This window comes from Tsukamurella sp. 8F, from assembly GCF_029167375.1.
Taxonomy (GTDB): domain Bacteria; phylum Actinomycetota; class Actinomycetes; order Mycobacteriales; family Mycobacteriaceae; genus Tsukamurella.
Genome location: NZ_JARFTP010000024.1, coordinates 46,692 through 65,741 on the forward strand (window position 1 = coordinate 46,692; position 19,050 = coordinate 65,741).

18 protein-coding genes are annotated in these 19,050 nt (G+C 69.6%); 16 read left to right on the forward strand and 2 right to left on the reverse strand.

Annotated features, from left to right (window positions below; translation table 11 throughout):
• Positions 1 to 15 precede the first annotated feature (15 nt).
• The 12 genes from murC to P0W64_RS16880 all read left to right on the forward strand — a co-directional run bounded on the left by murC (position 16) and on the right by P0W64_RS16880 (position 14,101).
• On the forward strand, positions 16 to 1,506 hold the full coding sequence (gene murC / locus P0W64_RS16825; protein WP_275481309.1) for a UDP-N-acetylmuramate--L-alanine ligase: 1,491 nt from the start codon (positions 16 to 18) through the stop codon (positions 1,504 to 1,506).
• Positions 1,503 to 2,213: an FtsQ-type POTRA domain-containing protein gene (locus tag P0W64_RS16830; RefSeq protein WP_275481310.1), complete on the forward strand. Its 711-nt coding sequence runs from the start codon at positions 1,503 to 1,505 to the stop codon at positions 2,211 to 2,213. The genes murC and P0W64_RS16830 overlap by 4 nt, the downstream gene beginning before the upstream one ends.
• 287 nt (positions 2,214 to 2,500) lie before the next feature.
• Complete coding sequence (ftsZ, locus tag P0W64_RS16835) at positions 2,501 to 3,664, forward strand: cell division protein FtsZ (RefSeq protein ID WP_275481311.1); 1,164 nt, start codon at positions 2,501 to 2,503, stop codon at positions 3,662 to 3,664.
• A 104-nt stretch (positions 3,665 to 3,768) separates the two neighbouring features.
• Positions 3,769 to 4,482: a peptidoglycan editing factor PgeF gene (gene pgeF, locus P0W64_RS16840; RefSeq protein WP_275481312.1), complete on the forward strand. Its 714-nt coding sequence runs from the start codon at positions 3,769 to 3,771 to the stop codon at positions 4,480 to 4,482.
• On the forward strand, positions 4,479 to 5,189 hold the full coding sequence (locus P0W64_RS16845; protein ID WP_275481313.1) for a YggS family pyridoxal phosphate-dependent enzyme: 711 nt from the start codon (positions 4,479 to 4,481) through the stop codon (positions 5,187 to 5,189). The genes pgeF and P0W64_RS16845 overlap by 4 nt, the downstream gene beginning before the upstream one ends.
• Before the next feature lie 59 nt (positions 5,190 to 5,248).
• Positions 5,249 to 5,926, forward strand: a complete 678-nt coding sequence (gene sepF, locus P0W64_RS16850; protein WP_275481314.1) for a cell division protein SepF — start codon at positions 5,249 to 5,251, stop codon at positions 5,924 to 5,926.
• Positions 5,927 to 6,085: 159 nt separating this feature from the next.
• Positions 6,086 to 6,367, forward strand: a complete 282-nt coding sequence (locus P0W64_RS16855; protein WP_275481330.1) for a YggT family protein — start codon at positions 6,086 to 6,088, stop codon at positions 6,365 to 6,367.
• A 145-nt stretch (positions 6,368 to 6,512) separates the two neighbouring features.
• Complete coding sequence (locus tag P0W64_RS16860; RefSeq protein ID WP_275481315.1) at positions 6,513 to 7,373, forward strand: DivIVA domain-containing protein; 861 nt, start codon at positions 6,513 to 6,515, stop codon at positions 7,371 to 7,373.
• 36 nt (positions 7,374 to 7,409) lie between these two features.
• On the forward strand, positions 7,410 to 8,261 hold the full coding sequence (locus P0W64_RS16865) for a hypothetical protein (RefSeq protein ID WP_275481316.1): 852 nt from the start codon (positions 7,410 to 7,412) through the stop codon (positions 8,259 to 8,261).
• Positions 8,262 to 8,612: 351 nt separating this feature from the next.
• A complete protein-coding gene (gene ileS, locus P0W64_RS16870; RefSeq protein ID WP_275481331.1) occupies positions 8,613 to 11,729 on the forward strand; it encodes an isoleucine--tRNA ligase in 3,117 nt (1,038 codons plus the stop codon).
• Between the two features lie 8 nt (positions 11,730 to 11,737).
• Positions 11,738 to 13,138, forward strand: coding sequence for a DNA polymerase IV (locus P0W64_RS16875; protein ID WP_275481317.1), 1,401 nt, complete (start codon positions 11,738 to 11,740; stop codon positions 13,136 to 13,138).
• 141 nt (positions 13,139 to 13,279) lie between these two features.
• Positions 13,280 to 14,101, forward strand: coding sequence for a sensor domain-containing diguanylate cyclase (locus P0W64_RS16880; RefSeq protein WP_275481318.1), 822 nt, complete (start codon positions 13,280 to 13,282; stop codon positions 14,099 to 14,101).
• A 45-nt stretch (positions 14,102 to 14,146) separates the two neighbouring features.
• Here P0W64_RS16880 and P0W64_RS16885 read toward each other — a convergent pair whose 3' ends face one another.
• On the reverse strand, positions 14,147 to 15,082 hold the full coding sequence (locus P0W64_RS16885) for an asparaginase domain-containing protein (RefSeq protein ID WP_275481319.1): 936 nt from the start codon (positions 15,080 to 15,082) through the stop codon (positions 14,147 to 14,149).
• A 115-nt stretch (positions 15,083 to 15,197) separates the two neighbouring features.
• On the opposite strand from P0W64_RS16885, the gene P0W64_RS16890 reads away from it, so the two are divergent.
• On the forward strand, positions 15,198 to 15,695 hold the full coding sequence (locus P0W64_RS16890) for a hypothetical protein (RefSeq protein ID WP_275481320.1): 498 nt from the start codon (positions 15,198 to 15,200) through the stop codon (positions 15,693 to 15,695).
• Positions 15,696 to 15,722: 27 nt separating this feature from the next.
• On the opposite strand, the gene P0W64_RS16895 is transcribed toward P0W64_RS16890, so the two are convergent.
• Entirely contained in the window at positions 15,723 to 16,775 is a 1,053-nt protein-coding gene (locus P0W64_RS16895) for a hypothetical protein (protein ID WP_275481321.1), read from the reverse strand.
• On the opposite strand from P0W64_RS16895, the gene lspA reads away from it, so the two are divergent.
• Genes lspA through P0W64_RS16910 form a run of 3 tightly spaced genes read left to right on the forward strand, consistent with a single transcriptional unit; the run spans position 16,774 to position 18,951 of the window.
• Positions 16,774 to 17,346 carry a signal peptidase II gene (gene lspA / locus P0W64_RS16900; protein ID WP_275481322.1) on the forward strand — a complete coding sequence of 191 codons (573 nt, stop codon included), beginning with the start codon at positions 16,774 to 16,776 and terminating at the stop codon, positions 17,344 to 17,346. The genes P0W64_RS16895 and lspA overlap by 2 nt on opposite strands.
• Positions 17,339 to 18,265 carry an RluA family pseudouridine synthase gene (locus tag P0W64_RS16905; RefSeq protein WP_275481323.1) on the forward strand — a complete coding sequence of 309 codons (927 nt, stop codon included), beginning with the start codon at positions 17,339 to 17,341 and terminating at the stop codon, positions 18,263 to 18,265. Before lspA ends, P0W64_RS16905 begins: the two co-directional genes overlap by 8 nt.
• 8 nt (positions 18,266 to 18,273) lie before the next feature.
• Positions 18,274 to 18,951 carry a hypothetical protein gene (locus P0W64_RS16910; RefSeq protein WP_275481324.1) on the forward strand — a complete coding sequence of 226 codons (678 nt, stop codon included), beginning with the start codon at positions 18,274 to 18,276 and terminating at the stop codon, positions 18,949 to 18,951.
• The last annotated feature ends 99 nt before the right edge of the window (positions 18,952 to 19,050 follow it).

The following is a 19,050-nucleotide window of genomic DNA, read 5'->3' on the forward strand; positions in this document are numbered from 1 at the left end:
GGCACGAGAGAGAAGATGGGACTGCAGTCGGTGACATCGGTACAGGCGGGCCTGCCCGAGCGGTTGCGACGCGTGCACATGGTGGGTATCGGCGGAGCCGGTATGTCCGGGATCGCTCGGATCCTGCTCGCGCGCGGGGGTCAGGTCTCCGGCTCGGACGCCAAGGAGAGCCGGGGTGTTCTGGCACTGCGGGCGCGCGGCGCGCAGATCGCGGTCGGCCACAGCCCTGAGGCGCTGGATCTGCTCGAGGGCGGCCCCTCGGTCGTGGTCACGACGCACGCCGCCATCCCGAAGGACAACCCCGAGCTCGTGGAGGCGCGCCGGCGCGGCATCCCCGTGATCCTGCGGCCGGAGGTCCTCGCCGACCTCATGGAGGGCTATCGGACCCTGCTCGTATCCGGCACCCACGGCAAGACGTCGACGACGTCGATGGCGGTCGTCGGCCTGCAGCACTGCGGCGCGAACCCCTCGTTCGCGGTGGGCGGCGAGCTCAACGAGTCCGGCACCAACGCGTTCCACGGCAGCGGCGACGTCTTCGTGGCGGAGGCCGACGAGTCCGACGGCTCACTCCTGCAGTACTCGCCCGACGTCGTAGTGGTCACCAACGTCGAGGCCGACCACCTGGACTTCTTCGGCACCGCCGAGAAGTACGTCGAGGTGTTCGACGCGTTCCTCGCACGCGTGCGCCCGGGTGGCGCCGTCGTCGCGTGCCTCGACGACCCGGGATCAGCCTCGCTCGCGCAGCGCAACCACGCCGCCCTTCGGACGCGCGGGGTCTCCGTCTTCGGCTATGGAGAGGGGCTGCACACCGACCTGGCGCCCGACGTCACGTTGATCGCGACCCTCGTGGACTACAAGCCGCGTGCCGAGGGCGGCCTGCTGCGCGTCCGGTTCTCCGACGAGCACCGCACGGTGAGCGAGCGCGCGTTGGTCCTCTCGGTGCCCGGTAAACACATGGCGCTCAATGCTATCGGCGCCACCATCGCGTCGGTGTGCCTGGGCTACCCGACGCCCAAGGTGATCGAGGGTATCGAGAGCTTCGGGGGAGTGCACCGCCGGTTCCAGCTGCGCGGCACCGAGAGCGGCGTACGGGTCTTCGACGACTACGCCCATCACCCGACCGAGGTCCGCGCGGTCCTCACCGCAGCCCGCGATATGACGGAGAAGACCGGCGAAGGCTCACGCGTGATCGTGGTGTTCCAGCCGCACCTGTACTCCCGTACCGAATCGTTCGCGGAGGAGTTCGGCACGGCCCTCTCGCTCGCCGACGAGGCCGTCGTGCTGGACGTGTACGGCGCGCGCGAAGAGCCCGTCCCCGGCGTGACGGGCAAGCTGATCGCCGACCACGTGACCGCCACGGTCCACTACGAGCCCAACGTGTCCCGCGTTCCGTCGACGGTCAAGGGACTGGCACGGCCGGGCGATATCGTCATCACGATGGGCGCGGGGGATGTGACCCTCCAGGGGCCCGCGATCCTCACAGCTCTTGCCGAGGCGGGCCGTTGAGTTCTCGCGTCGAGGGGAGCCGCCGCCGGATCCCGGGGCTGTTGCCGCTGCTGGTCGCCTTCGGGGCGGTGGCTGTGCTCGTGGGCATCGTCGCCGCCCTGTATTTCAGCCCGCTGCTGTCCGTACGCAGTGTCGAGGTGACCGGCGCGACCAATGCGCCGCAGGATCGCGTCGCCGCGGCCGTCGACGGGCTGAAGGGGAGGCCGCTGATGCAACTGCAGCGGTCGGAGCGAGACGCCGCCGCGGTGCGCGTCGCCGAGGTGAGCCCATGGATCGACAGTGCGACGGTGACCGTCAAGTACCCGTCGTCGGTCGTCGTGCACGTGGTGGAGCGGGAGGTCGTCGCGTACGCGTCCATCCGCGGCGCGACCGCGCTCGTCGACGCCAAGGGCACCCCCTTCCTGCAGGTGGCCAAGCCGCCCTCGTTCACGCCCCGGCTGACGACGTCGAATCCGTCGTCCGGTGATGCAGACACCCGCGCCGCACTCGCGGTGCTCACGTCCCTGCCCGCCGATCTGCGCGGCCAGGTCAAGGAGATCGGGGCCGAGTCGCCCGCCGCTGTGCGTATCGTCCTGCACGACAAGCGGATCGTGCTCTGGGGCGACGACACCCTGACAGGCGAGAAGGCCACTGCGCTGCGGACGGTCCTCACTCGCCCGGGCCACGAGTACACCGTCGTCAACCCCGCGGTGCCGACGGCCAAGTAGATCGGTTCGACACGACGCCCCGGTGACGAGAGCGCTCTGTCCCGACACCACATGGTCGCCTGGCCCGATGAGATTCCGAGGGAATTCCCCGACACGCGGCGCGCCTAACAGACGCGACCGGTGTCGGCGCATACGTTGTTCCACGAGCAGCTACTTGACATAATTCTAAGCCTGTGGTTGAGGTTTAGGGTTTGCCCGGGTGGCGGGCCTCGCCGGGCCGCGCTCCCCACAACGAAGACGCACCCACCACGAAGACTCACCATCGATACCAGGAAGGCGACAGCGCTATGACGCCCCCGCACAACTACCTCGCCGTAATCAAGGTCGTCGGCATCGGCGGTGGCGGCGTGAACGCCGTTAACCGGATGATCGAGCAGGGCCTCAAGGGCGTTGAGTTCATCGCGATCAACACCGATGCCCAGGCCCTCATCATGAGCGACGCCGACGTCAAGCTCGACGTCGGGCGCGACTCCACCCGCGGGCTCGGCGCCGGCGCCGACCCCGAGGTGGGACGCAAGGCCGCCGAGGACGCCAAGGACGAGATCGAGGAGCTCCTCAAGGGAGCCGACATGGTCTTCGTCACCGCGGGTGAAGGAGGCGGCACCGGCACCGGCGGCGCCCCCGTCGTCGCGTCGATCGCCCGGAAGCTCGGCGCACTCACCGTCGGCGTCGTGACCCGCCCCTTCACGTTCGAGGGTGCGCGCCGCGGCAAGCAGGCCGAACAGGGCATCACCTCCCTGCGTGAGGCTTGCGACACCCTCATCGTGATTCCCAACGACCGGCTGCTGCAGCTGGGCGACGCCAATGTCTCCGCGCTGGACGCCTTCAAGAGCGCCGACGAGGTCCTCCTCAACGGTGTCCAGGGCATCACCGACCTGATCACCACTCCGGGCCTGATCAACGTCGACTTCGCGGACGTCAAGTCAGTGATGGCCGGCGCGGGCAGCGCCCTGATGGGTATCGGCTCCTCGCGTGGCGAGGGTCGTGCGCTCAAGGCCGCCGAGGCCGCGGTCAACTCGCCGCTGCTGGAGACGTCGATGGATGGTGCCCACGGCGTCCTCATCTCGATCGCCGGCGGCAGCGACCTCGGGCTGTTCGAGATCAACGAGGCGGCATCACTGGTGCAGGAGGCCTCGCATCCGGACGCGAACATCATCTTCGGCACCGTGATCGACGACAACCTCGGGGACGAGGTGCGCATCACCGTGGTCGCGGCGGGATTCGACGGCACCGCGACGCCCAAGCAGCGTCCCGCCCAGGGGGCCGCGCCGCGTCAGGCGCAGCATGCGGCCGAGCCGGAGCCCGATCAGCAGTCGGCAGCGCGTCCGCGCAGCAACGTCTTCGCCCAGCCCCCGCGCCAGGGTGATCCGTTCGCTCAGCCGGCGCGCGCGCAGCGGCCGCGATACGACGACGACCTGGACGTGGACGTCCCGGACTTCATGCGTCGCTGACCTCCCGGAACGCACAGCGGGCACGCACCTATACTGGGTGCGTGCCCGCTTCTTTTTCTTCTGAGCCAAATGCATTGCCCGGCAATGATTTTCGTGTGCGAAGGGTGATCACCACCCGCGCGGGCGGCTTCTCCGGGCCGCCCTATGCGTCGTTCAACCTCGGCGACCACGTGGGCGACGACCCGGCCGCCGTCGCCGCGAACCGCAGTCGCCTCGCGCAATCGATATCGGTGCCCGAGGAGCGGATGGTGTGGATGGAGCAGATCCACAGCCGCACGGTCGCCATCGTCGACGGTCCGCAGGACGGCCCGGTCGAGGCGTGCGACGGCATCGTGACGAACGTGCCAGGGTTGGCCCTTGCCGTGCTCACTGCGGACTGCGTGCCCCTCCTGCTCTCGGACGACGACGCCGGGGTCGTCGCCGCCGTGCACGCCGGTCGCGTGGGTGCGCGCATCGGCATCGTTCCTCGCGCCCTCGAGGCGATGGTGTCGCTGGGCGCGGCGCCCGAGCGGATCGGCGCGTTCCTCGGGCCGGCCGCGAGCGGGGCCGAGTACGAGGTCCCAGCGGACATGGCCGCCGACGTGGAGAAGCATCTGCCTGGCAGCCGGTGCCGCACGCACAAGGGCACGCACGGCCTCGACCTGCGGGCCGGCATCAGGAGGCAGCTCGAGGCGGCGGGCATCGGGGGAGTCGCGGTCGACCCGCGCTGCACCATCACGGACGCCTCCCTGTTCTCGCACCGCCGCGGCGCCCCCACGGGGCGGCTCGCGTCGGTGATCTGGATGGACCCGACGAGCCGGACGGAAGCGAGCGCATGACCAGGCGCGACGAGCTGGCCTCGGGTCTGAAGGCCACGCGCGAGCGTATCGACGAGGCGTGCCGGGCGGCCGGACGAGAGCCGGGCGAGGTGCAGTTGCTCCCCGTCACCAAGTTCTTCCCCGCGTCCGACGCCGCGCTGCTCGCCGAGCTGGGATGCACCGACGTCGGCGAGAACCGCGAGCAGGAGGCGGCGAGGAAGGCGGCAGAGCTGCCACAGCTGCGGTGGCACATGCTGGGCCACATTCAGCGCAACAAGGCGAAGTCGGTCGCCCGGTGGGCGACGCTCGTGCATTCGTGCGACAGTGCGCGGCTCGCGACGGCCCTCGACCGGTCGGCGATCGCGGCGCGCGATGCGGGCGAGCGCGACGGTCGCCTGCCCGTGCTCGTGCAGGTCAGCCTCGATGGCGACCCCGATCGCGGCGGCGTTCCCGTCGGCGACTTCGATGCGCTGGTGGCACAGGTTGCGGACGCCGACGGTCTCGAGCTCACCGGCGTGATGGGTGTCCCTCCCCTCGCCTGGGAGCCGGAGCGTGCCTTCGCGGACCTGGCCGAGAAATGGCGTGGCATACGGACGCAGTACCCCGGGGCGACGATGCTGTCGGCCGGCATGTCCGGTGATCTCGAACTCGCCGTGCGATTCGGCTCGACGTGCGTGCGTGTCGGAACCGCGATTCTCGGTGCACGGCCCGTAATCTCTCAGCCATAACGTCAGTCACAGCAGTCACACGGCCGACGAAGGCGCGCCGAGGGAAGGTCACGATTTCGATGAGCACACTGCACAAGGTCAAGCAGTACTTCGGCATGGTGCCGCTGGAGGAGTACGACGACCGTTACCTCGACAGCGCCACCCCCGAGCCGCGGGCACACGCGGCTCGGCGGCGGAACCTGGACGACGAGTACGACGGCTACGAGGGCGATTACCGTCCCGCGTACCACGGCGACCGCGGCTACGGGTACGGCGGCCGGGAGGACGACTACGACTACGGACGTGGGCGCGACTACGGCTACGAGGAGGCGTATGAGCCTGCACCGCGACCGGCCCGCCTGGAGCCGCTGCGTTCGCCCGAGCGCCTGGACGCCCGCGCCGATCTGCACCGCCCGGCTCCGACGACCCGCGGAGCGCTCGCGGTCGACCCCCGCGTCGAGCAGGCGGCGGATGTGAGCGCGCTGTCCCGGATCGTGACGCTGAAGCCGTCCGCGTACGAGGACGCCCGAACGATCGGCGAGAAGTACCGCGAAGGTACGCCCGTCGTCATGGATCTCACGGCTATGGAGAACGCTGACGCCAAGCGTCTCGTCGACTTCGCGGCCGGGCTCGCGTTCGCGCTGCGTGGTTCGTTCGACCGTCTCGCGCCCAAGGTCTTCATCCTGTCGACCGCCGACATCGATGTGACGGCCGAGGAGCGGGCACGGATCGCCGAATCCGGCTTCTACACCAACTGACACACCGCTACCCGGTGTGGTAGGGCCGCTTAGCCCGAGCATCCACCACCGGAGAGACACCGGTCCGAGCCCCCTGCGCATGCGCCGCGCAAGGGGGCTCGCGGCGTTCGTCAGGGCCTCGCGACGTTCGACGGCCGCGGATCAGGCAGAGTGGTAACCGTGCATGGTCTGTTACTCGCGATCCACGTGTTCCTGGTGCTGTTCCTCGTACTGCTCCTGATACGCCTGGTGTTCGAGGTTGTTAAGTCGCTGGCCCGGGACTGGAATCCGTCGGGCTTCGGTGTGGTGCTGCTCGAGGCCGTGTTCACGGTCACGGATCCACCGATCAAGCTGTTACGCCGCCTGATCCCGCCGATCCGCCTCGGAGCCGTCCGTTTGGACCTGTCGATGCTGGTCCTGTTCATCCTGATCGGCATCCTGCAGCAGGTGATCCCGTACTGATCCGCAGGAGTGATTCGGGCATTTTGGCTTGTATGTGACTAGGTGATGAGGAACGAACGGGTCTAGTGTGACAGGATGTGCTCTAGTTACAGTGTTATCCGACTGACTTGAGCAGCATCGACCGCCGACGTGAGGGGAAAGAGAAATGACGCTGACACCCGCTGATGTGCACAATGTGGCGTTCAGCAAGCCACCCATCGGCAAGCGCGGGTACAACGAGGACGAGGTGGACCAGTTCCTCGATCTCGTCGAGACCGAGCTCGCGCGGCTGGTCGAGGAGAACTCGGACCTGAAGCAGCGCAACGCCGAGCTCGAGCGTGAGCTCGCAGACGCCAAGAAGGCCAAGCCCGCCGCCGCCCCGACGGCAGCGGCGCCGGAGCCGTCCAGCAGCAGCACGGTCGCCTTCGCGAAGCCGGCCACCGAGGACGCGGCTCCGGCCGACGCCACTCCGGCCGCGACCACACCGCTGGCCGCTACGGGCGCGCCGACCAAGTCCGCCGCCGAGCTCGAGGAGCACCAGCTTCGTGCTGCTCGCGTCCTCGCGATGGCGCAGGACACGGCCGACCGTCTCACCACCAACTCGCGCCAGGAGGCCGAGCAGCTGGTGGCGGACGCCCGTCAGAAGTCCGACGCGATGGTCGCCGACGCGCGGCAGAAGTCCGAGTCCATGCTCGCGGACGCGCGCCAGCGCTCGGACGCCATGCTCGCGGACGCCCAGACGCGCTCGGAGAACCAGCTGCGCCAGTCGCAGGAGAAGGCCGACGCTCTGCAGGCCGATGCCGAGCGCAAGCACACCGAGATCATGGGCACGATCAACCAGCAGCGCACCGTGCTGGAGGGGCGGATCGAGCAGCTCAAGACCTACGAGCGCGAGTACCGTACTCGCCTGAAGACCTACCTGGAGGGCCAGCTCGAGGAGCTGTCCTCGCTGCGCAGCGCGGCGCCCGTCGATCATGGGACCGGTCAGGGCTTCAACGATCCGGGCAACGCGTCGTTCAACAAGTAACGAGTCGGCGCCCGCCGGGCAGATGAGGGGATACGGATGCTGATAGCCGCGCTCGCAGCGACGGTGATCGGGTTCGTCCTGCTCGTCGTCGCGCTCATCACCGCCAACATGTGGCTGGCGGTGGCGTGTGTCGCGGTGAGTGTCGTCGGCGTCCTCCTGCTGCTCGGAGATGTTCTGACGTACCGCCGCGCCGAACGCGACCCCGGCGGTCGGGACACGGGTGGTGGCCGCGGGGGTACCGCGGCCGGTGCGGCGGGTGCCGTCGGCGCGGCGGGTGCTGCTTCCGCCGCACATTCGAAGGCCGACCACGAATCCGGAGCGGCTGCCGCGGATTCTGCGACCGGGGCCCCCGTGGCCGCCGACGCCGGTGCGGCGGACCCCACACGCGGCGACGAATGGTCCACCGAGGACGTCGGCGGGACTTCGCCCGATAGCGCGGGCGAAGAGAGCGCTCCGGGCCCCGCTGTCGGGCACGAGGAGTTCGGCCACCACGACGAGACGCCGACCCGGGACTTCTCGATCGATTACGGCCGCGTATCGGCCGTGCAGTGGGCGCACGAGGGTGCCGCCGATACTGACGACGAGGGGGAGCAGGAGCTCTACGGCTCGGACGTCCAGGGGCGCGCAGGATCGTCCGAGCGGTCCGGTTCGCCGGCACGGTCCGGCGGCTACGACCCCGACAAGACCGACTTCATCGAGCGAGTGGAGGACGCTCCGTCCTGGGGTTCGGACTCCTGGCAGCATCCCGACGCGGACTCGTCGGCCGCGGAAGAGACTGCGAACCGGGCAGCCCGTCCACGGGACGAGACCCCGGAGACACGCGACGTGCGGCGGCCCTCGCCGACCGACAGCACGACGGAGTTCCCCCGTCCCGACTTGGACGACTGACGTCGGTACGAGCCACGGTGCACTGTGTACGGTGTCCGACCGGTCGCGGCGCATGTACCTGCAGCACGTGGAATAACCGGTGGGGCACGTCCCTTACACTGGTATCTGCATCGATCCGGCTATCACCGGGGAGCATCCGGAAGAACGGGCGCGAGCCTCAGTAGAACCGGACGGGCGCGGCCCGTCACAGCCGAACGAAGTGGCTGCATCCGTCTCGCGGTGCGGCAAGCGGGGTGGTACCGCGGTACCCGGCGACGCCGGGCGTCGTCCCCGTGCCAGGCAGGCACGAGCGACGAGGCATGAGGAGACGACGCCGTGGGTGAGCAGACCCGCCCCTATCCCAAGACCGACATGACCGGCTCCGGCGCGGTCGGTAGCCCATCGTTCCCCGACCTCGAGGAGCGCGTTCTGGCCTACTGGGCGAAGGACGACACGTTCCGCAGGTCGATCGAGGGGCGCGAGGGTGCCGAGGAGTTCGTCTTCTACGACGGCCCGCCGTTCGCCAACGGGCTGCCGCATTACGGCCACCTGCTCACGGGCTACGTCAAGGATCTGATCCCGCGCTACCGAACCATGCGCGGCTACAAGGTCGACCGGCGCTTCGGTTGGGACACCCACGGCCTCCCGGCAGAGCTCGAGGCCGAGCGCCAGCTCGGGATAACCGACAAGTCCGAGATCGAGACCATGGGCGTGGAGAAGTTCAACGACTACTGCCGCACGTCGGTGCTCCGGTACACGGACCAGTGGCGTGACTACGTGACCCGCCAGGCGCGCTGGGTCGACTTCGACAACGACTACAAGACGCTCGACATCGACTTCATGGAGTCGGTGATGTGGGCGTTCAAGAGCCTCTACGACAAGGGTCTGATCTACCAGGGCTATCGCGTGCTGCCGTACTCCTGGTCTGAGCAGACCCCGCTCTCCAACGCCGAGTCCAAGCTCGACGATGCGTACAAGATGCGCCAGGACCCGGCGGTCACCGTGGGTATGCCGTTGCGTACCAAGGGGACGAAGCTCGAGGCCCTCGACGGCGTGCAGGCGCTCATCTGGACTACCACGCCGTGGACCCTGCCGTCGAACCTCGCCATCGCGGTGCACCCCGAGCTCGACTACGTGCACGTCGTCGGCGCCGACGGTGGCGAGTATCTGTTGGCCGAGGCGCGACTGCCCCAGTACGCGCGGGAGCTGGGGGATGAGCCGCCGGTCAAGGGACGCTACAAGGGGGCGGATCTCGAATTCGCCGCTTACGAACCGCCTTTCGACTTCTTCGCGGGGCACCCCAAGGCTCACGTGACGTTGCTGGCCGACTACGTAACCACCGATTCCGGCACCGGCGTTGTCCACCTCGCGCCCGCATTCGGTGAGGAGGACATGGACCTCGCCACGGGCGCGTACGGCATCGAGGTGGTGCAGCCGCTGGACCCGGGCGGAAAGTTCACATCCGCGGTGCCGCCGTACGAGGGGATGCTCGTCTTCGACGCGAACCCGGTGATCATCAAGGACCTCAAGGCCGCCGGAAAGCTGTTGCGGCACGAGACGATCGAGCACAGCTATCCGCACAGCTGGCGCTCCGGGCAACCGCTCATCTACATGGCCGTGACGTCCTGGTTCGTCGAGGTGACGCGCGTCCGCGATCGCATGGTCGAGCTCAACCAGCAGATCACGTGGGTGCCCGAGCACATCCGCGACGGTCAGTTCGGCAAGTGGCTGGAGGGCGCGCACGACTGGAGTATCAGCCGGAACCGTTACTGGGGCGCGCCGATACCGGTCTGGGTGTCGGACGATCCGCAGTACCCGCGCGTCGACGTCTACGGCTCGCTCGATGAACTGGAGCGTGACTTCGGCGTGCGCCCCGCCAACCTGCATCGTCCCTACATCGACGAGCTGACCCGACCCAACCCGGACGACCCGAGTGGGCGCTCGACGATGCGCCGCGTGCCCGAGGTACTGGACTGCTGGTTCGAGTCGGGGTCGATGCCGTTCGCTCAGGTGCATTACCCGTTCGAGAATCAGGCCTGGTTCGAGACGCACTACCCGGGCGACTTCATCGTCGAGTACAACGGGCAGACCCGCGCCTGGTTCTACTACCTGCATGTGCTGGCGACGGCGCTGTTCGACCGCCCGTCCTTCCGCACGTGCGCGGCGCACGGAATCGTGCTCGGCGACGACGGCCTCAAGATGTCGAAGAGCAAGCGCAACTATCCGGACGTCAACGAGGTGTTGGGTCGCGACGGCTCCGACGCGATGCGCTGGTTCCTCATGGCCAGCCCGATCCTGCGCGGCGGAAACCTGGTCGTCACCGAGCAGGGTATCCGGGAGGGCGTCCGCCAGGCGCTGCTGCCGCTGTGGAACGCGTACAGTTTCTTCGCGCTGTACGCGGAGGGTGAGGCGACATGGCGCACCGATTCGGTGGACCCGCTGGACCGGTACATCCTGGCGAAGCTGGCGCTGACGCGCGACGCCGTGACGGCGGCGCTCGAGGTCACGCGGATCGACGACGCATGCGACGAGATCCGGTTGTTCCTCGACGCTCTGACCAATTGGTATGTGCGCCGCTCGCGTTCGCGTTTCTGGGAGGGCAGCGACAAGGACGCCTTCGACACCCTCTACACCGTTCTCGAGACCGTGTGCCGCATCGCCGCTCCGCTGCTCCCGATGGCGACCGAGGTCATCTGGCGTGGTCTCACGGGGCGCGAATCGGTGCATCTCGCGGACTGGCCCGAGGCGGACGCGCTGCCACACGACGACGAGCTCGTCGCCGCGATGGACGATGTGCGCGAGGTGTGTTCGGCTGCATCGTCGGTGCGCAAGGCGAACCGGTTGCGCGTGCGGCTCCCGCTGCACGAGCTCACCGTCGCCGGCCCGAACTCGGAGCGGCTCGAGCCGCTCAAGGCACTCATCCGCGACGAGGTCAACGTCAAGGACGTCCGGTTGTCCACCGACACCGAGCGATTCGGCCGCGTCGAGCTCGCTGTCAACGCCCGCGCGGCCGGTCCGCGCCTAGGCAAGGACGTCCAGACGGTCATCAAGGCTGCCAAGGCCGGTGACTGGTCCGAGTCGGGCGGAGCGATCACCGTCGGTGGGGTACCGATGCAGGAGGGCGAGTACACGCGCAGGCTCGTTGCGACGCAGCCGGATTCGACGGCTGAGCTGCCGGGAGGCGCGGGCCTGGTGGTTCTCGACCTCACGGTGACCGAGGACCTGGAGGCCGAAGGCTGGGCCAAGGATCGGATCCGCGAGCTGCAGGAGGCGCGCCGGGCGGCGAACCTCGATGTGTCCGACCGTATCTCGCTTGTGCTCGCAGTGCCCGCCGACCGCCAGGAGTGGGCGCTACGGCACCGCGCTCTCATCGCTGGCGAGGTGCTCGCCACGTCGTTCGAGGTCGTAGACGATCTGCCTGTGGGTACAGACGGTGCGGACCCGGTCGACGTCGGCGACGGCGTGACCGCGAAGCTCACTGTGGCGTAGGCGGTCCCATGGCCGCCCGCTGGGTGCTGCACTTCGACATGGACGCGTTCTTCGCATCCGTGGAGCAGCTCACGCGGCCGACTCTGCGCGGCCGTCCGGTCCTCGTCGGGGGGCTGGGCGGCCGCGGCGTCGTCGCCGGTGCGAGTTACGAGGCCCGCGTGTACGGCGCGCGCTCGGCGATGCCGATGCACCAGGCGCGCAGGCTCGTCGGGAACGGAGCCGTCGTCCTGCCGCCGCGGGGCGCGGTCTATTCGGCGGCCAGCCGCCGCGTCTTCGGGGCCGTCCGCGAGCTCGTACCCGTACTCGAGACCCTGTCCTTCGATGAGGCGTTCGGGGAGCCGGAGGAACTGGCCGGCGCCGAGAAGCCCGACGTCGTCGCGTTCGCCGAGAACCTGCGCGCCCGGATCCGCGTAGCGACCGGCCTCACGGCGTCGGTGGGCGCGGGTGCGGGCAAACAGACGGCGAAGATCGCTTCCGGGCTGGCCAAGCCGGACGGCGTGCTGGTGATCGCGCCGCACGAGCAGCAGGCCGTGCTGGACCCGCTTCCCGTGCGGAAGCTGTGGGGGATAGGCCCGGTGGCAGGGGATCGTTTGGCGCGCTTGGGGATCGAGACCATCGGGCAGTTCGCGGCGCTGTCGGATGTCGAAGTGGCGTCGGTGCTGGGAACTACGGTCGGGCCCGCTTTGCAGTCGCTGGCCCGCGGCGTCGACGATCGACCCGTCACGGTCCGCGCCGAGGCGAAGCAGATCAGCGCCGAGCACACGCTCGAGCGCGATGTCACCTCCCTCCCGGCTCTGCGTCGGGAGATCGAGCGCAGTTGCGACGGCGCTCTGCGCCGGCTCGAGCGGGACGGGCGTGGGGCGCGCACCGTGGTGCTCAAGCTCAAGCGGTCGGACATGTCGATCCTCACGCGCTCGGCGACGCTGCCATACGCGACGACGGACCGCACCGCGCTCCTCGCGCAGGCGCAGCGGCTCGCTCTCGATCCCGTGGACGTGGGAGCGATCCGGCTCGTCGGCGTCGGATTCTCGGGCCTGAGTACCGTCGAACAATTCGCGCTCTTTCCAGAGTTCGACGGTGTCGCTCCGGCCGCCGGGACGTCGGGAGTCGACGCGAGCGTCGAGCCCGAAAGCGGGCCGCACGACGACGGAGCGTCGGCGCCGGGCCCGGCCGCCGGTACGGCGGTTCCGACGGAGCAGCGGTGGCGGACGGGAATGGACGTACGGCACAGCGAATTCGGTCATGGATGGATACAGGGCTCGGGACACGGCGTAGTGTCGGTGAGATTCGAGACCCGGACGACGGGTCCGGGGCGCGTGCGGTCGTTCCCAGTGGACGATCAGGGGCTCGTGGAGGCCGATCCGATCGACTCGCTCGACTGGCCGGACCACGACGGTGACAGTGGATGAACTAGAGGTGATCCGAATCTCTCTGAACCCGTGTATATGCAAACGACGTATCGGTCGGTTACGGTAGTGAACCGTTTGCAGTCGGAATGAGGCCGAAGACCACGGTCACCAGGGGGAAAGGACGCGATGCAGAGGGAAACCATGCCCGAGCTCGACGCCGACGCCTACTGGTCGCTGCTCGCGGCCACCGACCTGGCGGTCGTGATCCACGGCGAGGACGGCGCCGTCGTGCAGGCCAACCCAGCGTTCGCCGCGATGCTCGGCTACACGCTGGAGGAGGCGCTCCAGCTGGACTCGTCGCGTGTGGTGCACCCGGACGACCTCTCGGTCCGCAACGCACAGGCCGACGACATGTTCGCGGGCCTTTCCCAGGGTGGTGTAGTGCACCGGCGCCTGCTGCACAAGAGCGGTGCGGTGATCCGTGCCCGGGTGCGCAAGGCGGTCGTGCACCGCGGTGACGAGGTGCTGGTACTGACGATCATCGAGGAGTGGGGGCCGCTCGGCGACCTCGAACACGATGTGCGGCACGACGCGCTCACGGGTCTGCTCAACCGTCGCGGCCTGTGTGAGGCGGCGCGCGCCACGTATCCCTACCGGCCCACCTACCTCGCAATGGCCGATGTCGACGATCTGAAGGCGGTCAACGACACCCGCGGCCACGCGGCCGGAGATCGGCTGCTGCGTGCGGTGGCGGATGCTCTCCGGGGCGCGCCACTGCCGGGTGCATTGATCGCGCGCTGGTCCGGCGACGAGTTCGTCGTGCTGGTTCCTGCGGGGGAGGACGGCTCCGGGCCCGCCGACATCGCCGACGTGATCACCGCCGTCACCACGGGTGCCATGGAAGCTCGACGCCCGTGTGTGTCGGTAGGCGTCACGGTCTTCGATCCCGAGATGGAGGATCTGGACGCCGCCCTCATCCGCGCCGATCGCGAGATGTACTCGGCCAAGCGCGACTACTGCTGAACCCAGCAGATCACCCGCTGCCTGCCATAACCTGGCGAAGCACCCTCACACCGCGAAGTACGTCGTGATCCACTGTTCTCCGACACCGGACGCGAGGAGCGCGAGCAGCGCGATCCGCGCCTGGCCCGCGCGTAGCCGCCGGGACAGCACGGCGCCCGCCTGCATCAGGTCGAGCGCGCCGCCGCCGCCGCCGTATTCGGCGTCGACGACGCCCTCGCACACGCGCGTGCAGACAACGACCGGAACGCCCGCCTCGACGACGTCCCGTACGGCGTCCGCCACCGCGGTCGTCGTGTTCCCGCCGCCCGTCGCCTGCAGGACCACGCCGTCGACGCCTGCGGCGACGACGCCGCGGAGCACTGCACCGTCGGCGCCCGGATAGGACGACACCACCTCGACTCGCAGGCCCGCGACAGGACGCGGTGAGAGCAGCATCCGTCGTGGCACGGGCGCCGGCACCTCCGCCCCGCCCGCAAAGGGCTGAGGCCGCGACGTGTGCACCTTCGAGACGCCCCGCACCGTCCGGAGTGAGCCGCCGAAGCAGAGCAGTACGCCGTATCCGCGCAGCGACGGATCGGCCGCGGCCGCGATGGCGGCGGCGAGGTTGGCGGGGCCGTCCGGCTCCGGCGCGTCCGCGGCGCGCTGTGCCCCCGTGAACACGATGGGCCGCGGGTCCGCGTGTGACAGGTCCACGAGGAGCGAGGTCTCCTCCATGGTGTCCGTACCGTGCGTCACGACGACGCCTGCCACGCCCGGGTCGGCCAGCTCGTCGGCGACGGCCTCGCGCACGGCGTCCAGCTGCTCCAGCGTGAGGGCCGACGAGTCCACGGTGAACAGGTCCCGCGTCGCGACCTCCACGTCGGCGGGCGCAAGCCCCGCGACCAGGTCCGCCGACGTGACACTCGCCACCGCCGCCCCCGTGTCGTCGCGGCGGCTCGCGATGGTTCCTCCGGTGGACAGGACGGCGACACGGGTGGTCATGCGAGCAGCTTCGACGCTCCGGCCGGATCGGTCAATACGGCCGCGGGTGGAGATCGGTTGGCATAGTGGTCTACGTTGACCAGCCGACGACCACCGCAGCAAAGGACAGTGTGACGTGAAGTACGGCAAGACCCTGGTGGCCACGATGGCGGCGCTCGCGGCCGTGTCCCTGGCGGGGTGCTCGTCCGGTGACGACCTGAAGCCGCCGCCCCCGCTCAGCGCAACCGCCGCCGCGGACCAGGCGGATTCGACGTCCGCCAACAAGGCGCCCACCGCGGCGCAGCTCGAGGCCATGCTGAACCGGGCCATCGACCCGGACGTGCCCTCGAAGGAGAAGATCGATCTGGTGCAGGGCGCGACCGCCGCCGACGCGCCGATGTTCGACGAACTGGTCAAGATCCGCAAGGACAACCCGAAGTTCACGTGGCAGCTGGGCACGCCGAAGCTCGCTACGCCCGGACAGGCGACGGCGACCGTGTCGGCCATGGTCAACGGGCAGAACCAGAGCGCCGATGTGACCTTCGTTTTCGACGACGGCAAGTGGAAGCTCCAGCGCACCTACGCATGCGGCATGCTGCAGCAGCTGGGTCGCTCCACCCCTTCCTGCGGCTAGGCCCCCGCGGGAAGGACCGGCGCAGGATCAGCCCCCGAACCGGTACGTGAAACCGGTCTTCTGCACGAGGGTGCGGCCCTGCTCGTCGCCGGTCAGGGTGCGGCCACCCTGCAACGTCACACCGCCCGCGGTGGGGAGCGGCAGGCCGGCGTCGAGATCGACGTCGGCCGGTCCCTCGGACGTGTAGCTCGTGATCGCCAGCTGCGTGTTGCTGCCGGGCACCCGGAAGACCGAGTCGTCGGGGGACTCGTCCACGTGGGCGGTGAGTTCGACGGTGCCCGAGACCCCGACGGTCTTCGCCGTCACCGTCATCGTCTGGGTGAGGTCGGTCTCCCCGGTCAGCCGGCGGGTGACGGTCCACCGCGCGCCAGCGCCCACGGGATCCGCGGGTAGCGCGACCGTGCGGCTGAGAGTCTGCAGCAGGGCCTGTTCGAAGGTCGACTGTGCCTCCGCCGCCACGCCCGCCGGCGGTGCGAGGGTGATAGACCTCGCCTGCCCGTCGCTGGTCGCGCGCAGGTGCCCGACGGTGCCCGCCTCCGGCGAGAGTGACTGTGTCAGAGCCGGATCCGTGGACGTAGGGGCCCCGAAGAACAGCGCGACGTCGCCCGGGTCCGAGCACGACGGCTGGGCCGTGATCGGAAGCGTGACGTCACGGTTGCCGCCGGACGGCTGGTCCCCGGTCACCTGGGACACCTGCAGGGAGTTGGTGAACAGCTTCGTGACCTGCGTACGGGCGGGACGCTGCGCCAGCAGCCGCCGGGGCTCGGAGCCCGGATCCGTGACCTTCACGGTCGCGGCGGGGATGTCGACGGTGACCGCGCCCGGCGCAGGCTGTGGCAGCGCCGTGGCGCATCCCGCCGATGCGGCGGGTGCCGGGACGGAGGGCCGCGGCGGTGCACTGCCGGGGCCGGAGCTCGGCGAGGCGCCGGGTCCGGACGCGCCGCACGCGGCGACGGTGGACAACGGCAGGACCAGGGCCGCGACCAGATGTCTGCGGCGGGCTCGGGAGGCACTCATATCGGGTGCGACGGTACCGGCCTGCGGCCACCACGCCACCGCGTAGGGGATCATGGACGGCATGGACTTCGAACCCGTCGGCACCGGCGACGACCGACCCGGCACGGTGCCCACTCCCCGACGCGCGCATACACGCCTCGTGCTCGCGGGCGTCGCGGCTGCGGTGATCGCCCTCGACATCCTGACGAAGTGCCTGGTCGTGGCGAAGATCGATCCCGAACATCCGGTGCGCATCATCGGCGACGCGGTGACCCTGCGCCTGATCCGCAACTCCGGCGCAGCGTTCTCGATGGCCACGGGGATGACCTGGGTGCTCTCGCTCATCGCGATCGGCGTCATCGTGTGGGTGATCCGCATGGGCTCGCGGCTGCAGTCGCTGTGGTGGGCGGTGGGCCTCGGCCTCGTCGTCGGCGGTGCGAGCGGCAACCTGATCGATCGCATCTTCCGCTCGCCCGGCGTGCTGCGTGGCCACGTCGTCGACTTCGTGTCTGTCGGGTGGTGGCCCGTCTTCAATGTGGCCGACTCGGCCATCTGCTGCGCGGCCGTGCTGCTGGTGGGGCTGACGGTGTTCGGTCGTGACCCGTACGAGGGCTTCGCGGGCGGTACGCGCGAGAAGGAGACGAACGATGCGTGAGACGCGGACGATGCCCGTCCCCGACGGCCTGGACGGGCTCCGGGTCGACGCGGGCGTGGCCCGGCTGCTGGGACTCTCGCGCACGGTCGTATCGGAACTCGCCGCCGAAGGCTCGGTCCTCCTCGGCGGCTCTCCGGCGGGCAAGTCGGACAAGCTCGCGGCCGGCGTGATGCTCGAGGTCACGCTGCCCGAGCCGGCCCGGCCCCTCGAGATCGTCGCCGAGCCCGTCGAGGGCATGGCGGTCCTGTACTCCGACGAGGACATCGTGGTCGTCGACAAGCCCGTCGGCGTCGCCGCGCACGCATCCGTCGGGTGGACGGGCCCGACGGTCATCGGCGGGCTCGCGGCCGCGGGGTTCCGGATCTCGACGTCGGGCGCGCACGAGCGTCAGGGCATCGTGCACAGGCTCGACGTCGGCACGTCGGGGGTGATGGTGGTGGCCGTGTCCGAGCGGGCCTACACCGTGCTCAAGCGGGCATTCAAGCAGAGGACCGTCGACAAGCGCTATCACGCTCTGGTGCAGGGACACCCGGATCCGTCGAGCGGCACCATCGACGCGCCCATCGGGCGCCACCGGTCGAGTGACTGGAGGTTCGCCGTCACCAAGGACGGCAAGCCGTCGATCACGCACTACGACACCCTTGAGGCATTCGCGGCCGCGTCGCTGCTGGATGTGCACCTGGAGACGGGGCGAACGCACCAGATCCGGGTGCACTTCTCGGCGCTGCACCACCCGTGCTGCGGTGACACCACTTACGGATGCGATCCGGTGCTCGCGAAACGTCTCGGCCTGGAGCGGCAGTGGCTGCACGCTCGCGCGCTCGGATTCACGCACCCGACCAAGGGTGAGTACGTCGAGTTCACTTCGCCCTACCCCGCCGACCTGCAGCACGCGCTGGACGTGCTGCGGGAGCACTGAGGGCCTTCGTGCGTGGTCTGCGCGTGCCGGTATGGGGGCAGGTCGCGTTGATCGGAGTGGTGGTCGTCGCGCTTCTGTACGCGCTGGGTGCGGCTCGCCCGCTCGCGCCACGCGCCCTCGACGGCGACCGGCTCGGCCCCGAGCCCGGTCAGGACGTCGCGGAGTACGTGGCGACCGCCGGGCAGTCGCTGCGTGCCGCACCCGCGACGGGGCCTCGGTGGGCGCTGGTGTCGTTCGCGGCCGAGTGGACGACGTCGCAGGTGTGGGAACGGATAGGTGCGGACCTGGCCGATCGGGTGCGGATCGGGCGGCTGCTGATGCGGGTGCCTGTCCCACGCGTCCAGACCCCCACGGTGCCGGTAGCGCCCGGCCAGAGCGCCGCGGGCCTCGACGCTGCGAACGTGCTCGCGGCCCTCGAGGCGCCCTCTCTGGTGGCGCCGGGGGAGCGGGGAACTGCGATCGGATCGGTCAGCGCCACCAGGTTCCGCGCGCGCGCCGCGTCCGTGGTCGGGGTGGTCGTCTACGGGACGGGCGAAGATCTGCGCACGCTCGGCGGTGCGCACGGGGTCCGAGCGGTGCAGGTGATGCCCGACGGCAGCGGCCGGTTCGGCCTCACCCCGCTACTACCCGAGTTCGGCGTGCGGGCCACGCCCGGACCCGACGACGGGCCCGTGCCTTCCCGATAGCCGCACCCCGTCGGTTCTAGACGCTGACCTGCCGATTTGCGTTCTGTGGTGGTGGTGCGTAACTTATTGCGGGTCAGTGAGACGAGGTGCTGTCCTTGA

What these genes read in the sequence shown, in the direction of transcription:
- ileS (WP_275481331.1), top strand. Translation starts at nt 8,613, where the DNA reads ATGACCGGCTCCGGCGCGGTCGGTAGCCCATCGTTCCCCGACCTCGAG.
- P0W64_RS16860 (WP_275481315.1), top strand. Translation starts at nt 6,513, where the DNA reads ATGACGCTGACACCCGCTGATGTGCACAATGTGGCGTTCAGCAAGCCA.
- P0W64_RS16885 (WP_275481319.1), bottom strand. Translation starts at nt 15,082, where the DNA reads ATGACCACCCGTGTCGCCGTCCTGTCCACCGGAGGAACCATCGCGAGC.
- ftsZ (WP_275481311.1), top strand. Translation starts at nt 2,501, where the DNA reads ATGACGCCCCCGCACAACTACCTCGCCGTAATCAAGGTCGTCGGCATC.
- P0W64_RS16865 (WP_275481316.1), top strand. Translation starts at nt 7,410, where the DNA reads ATGCTGATAGCCGCGCTCGCAGCGACGGTGATCGGGTTCGTCCTGCTC.
- P0W64_RS16845 (WP_275481313.1), top strand. Translation starts at nt 4,479, where the DNA reads ATGACCAGGCGCGACGAGCTGGCCTCGGGTCTGAAGGCCACGCGCGAG.
- murC (WP_275481309.1), top strand. Translation starts at nt 16, where the DNA reads ATGGGACTGCAGTCGGTGACATCGGTACAGGCGGGCCTGCCCGAGCGG.
- P0W64_RS16895 (WP_275481321.1), bottom strand. Translation starts at nt 16,775, where the DNA reads ATGCCGTCCATGATCCCCTACGCGGTGGCGTGGTGGCCGCAGGCCGGT.
- P0W64_RS16875 (WP_275481317.1), top strand. Translation starts at nt 11,738, where the DNA reads ATGGCCGCCCGCTGGGTGCTGCACTTCGACATGGACGCGTTCTTCGCA.
- P0W64_RS16905 (WP_275481323.1), top strand. Translation starts at nt 17,339, where the DNA reads ATGCGTGAGACGCGGACGATGCCCGTCCCCGACGGCCTGGACGGGCTC.
- P0W64_RS16880 (WP_275481318.1), top strand. Translation starts at nt 13,280, where the DNA reads ATGCCCGAGCTCGACGCCGACGCCTACTGGTCGCTGCTCGCGGCCACC.
- sepF (WP_275481314.1), top strand. Translation starts at nt 5,249, where the DNA reads ATGAGCACACTGCACAAGGTCAAGCAGTACTTCGGCATGGTGCCGCTG.
- lspA (WP_275481322.1), top strand. Translation starts at nt 16,774, where the DNA reads ATGGACTTCGAACCCGTCGGCACCGGCGACGACCGACCCGGCACGGTG.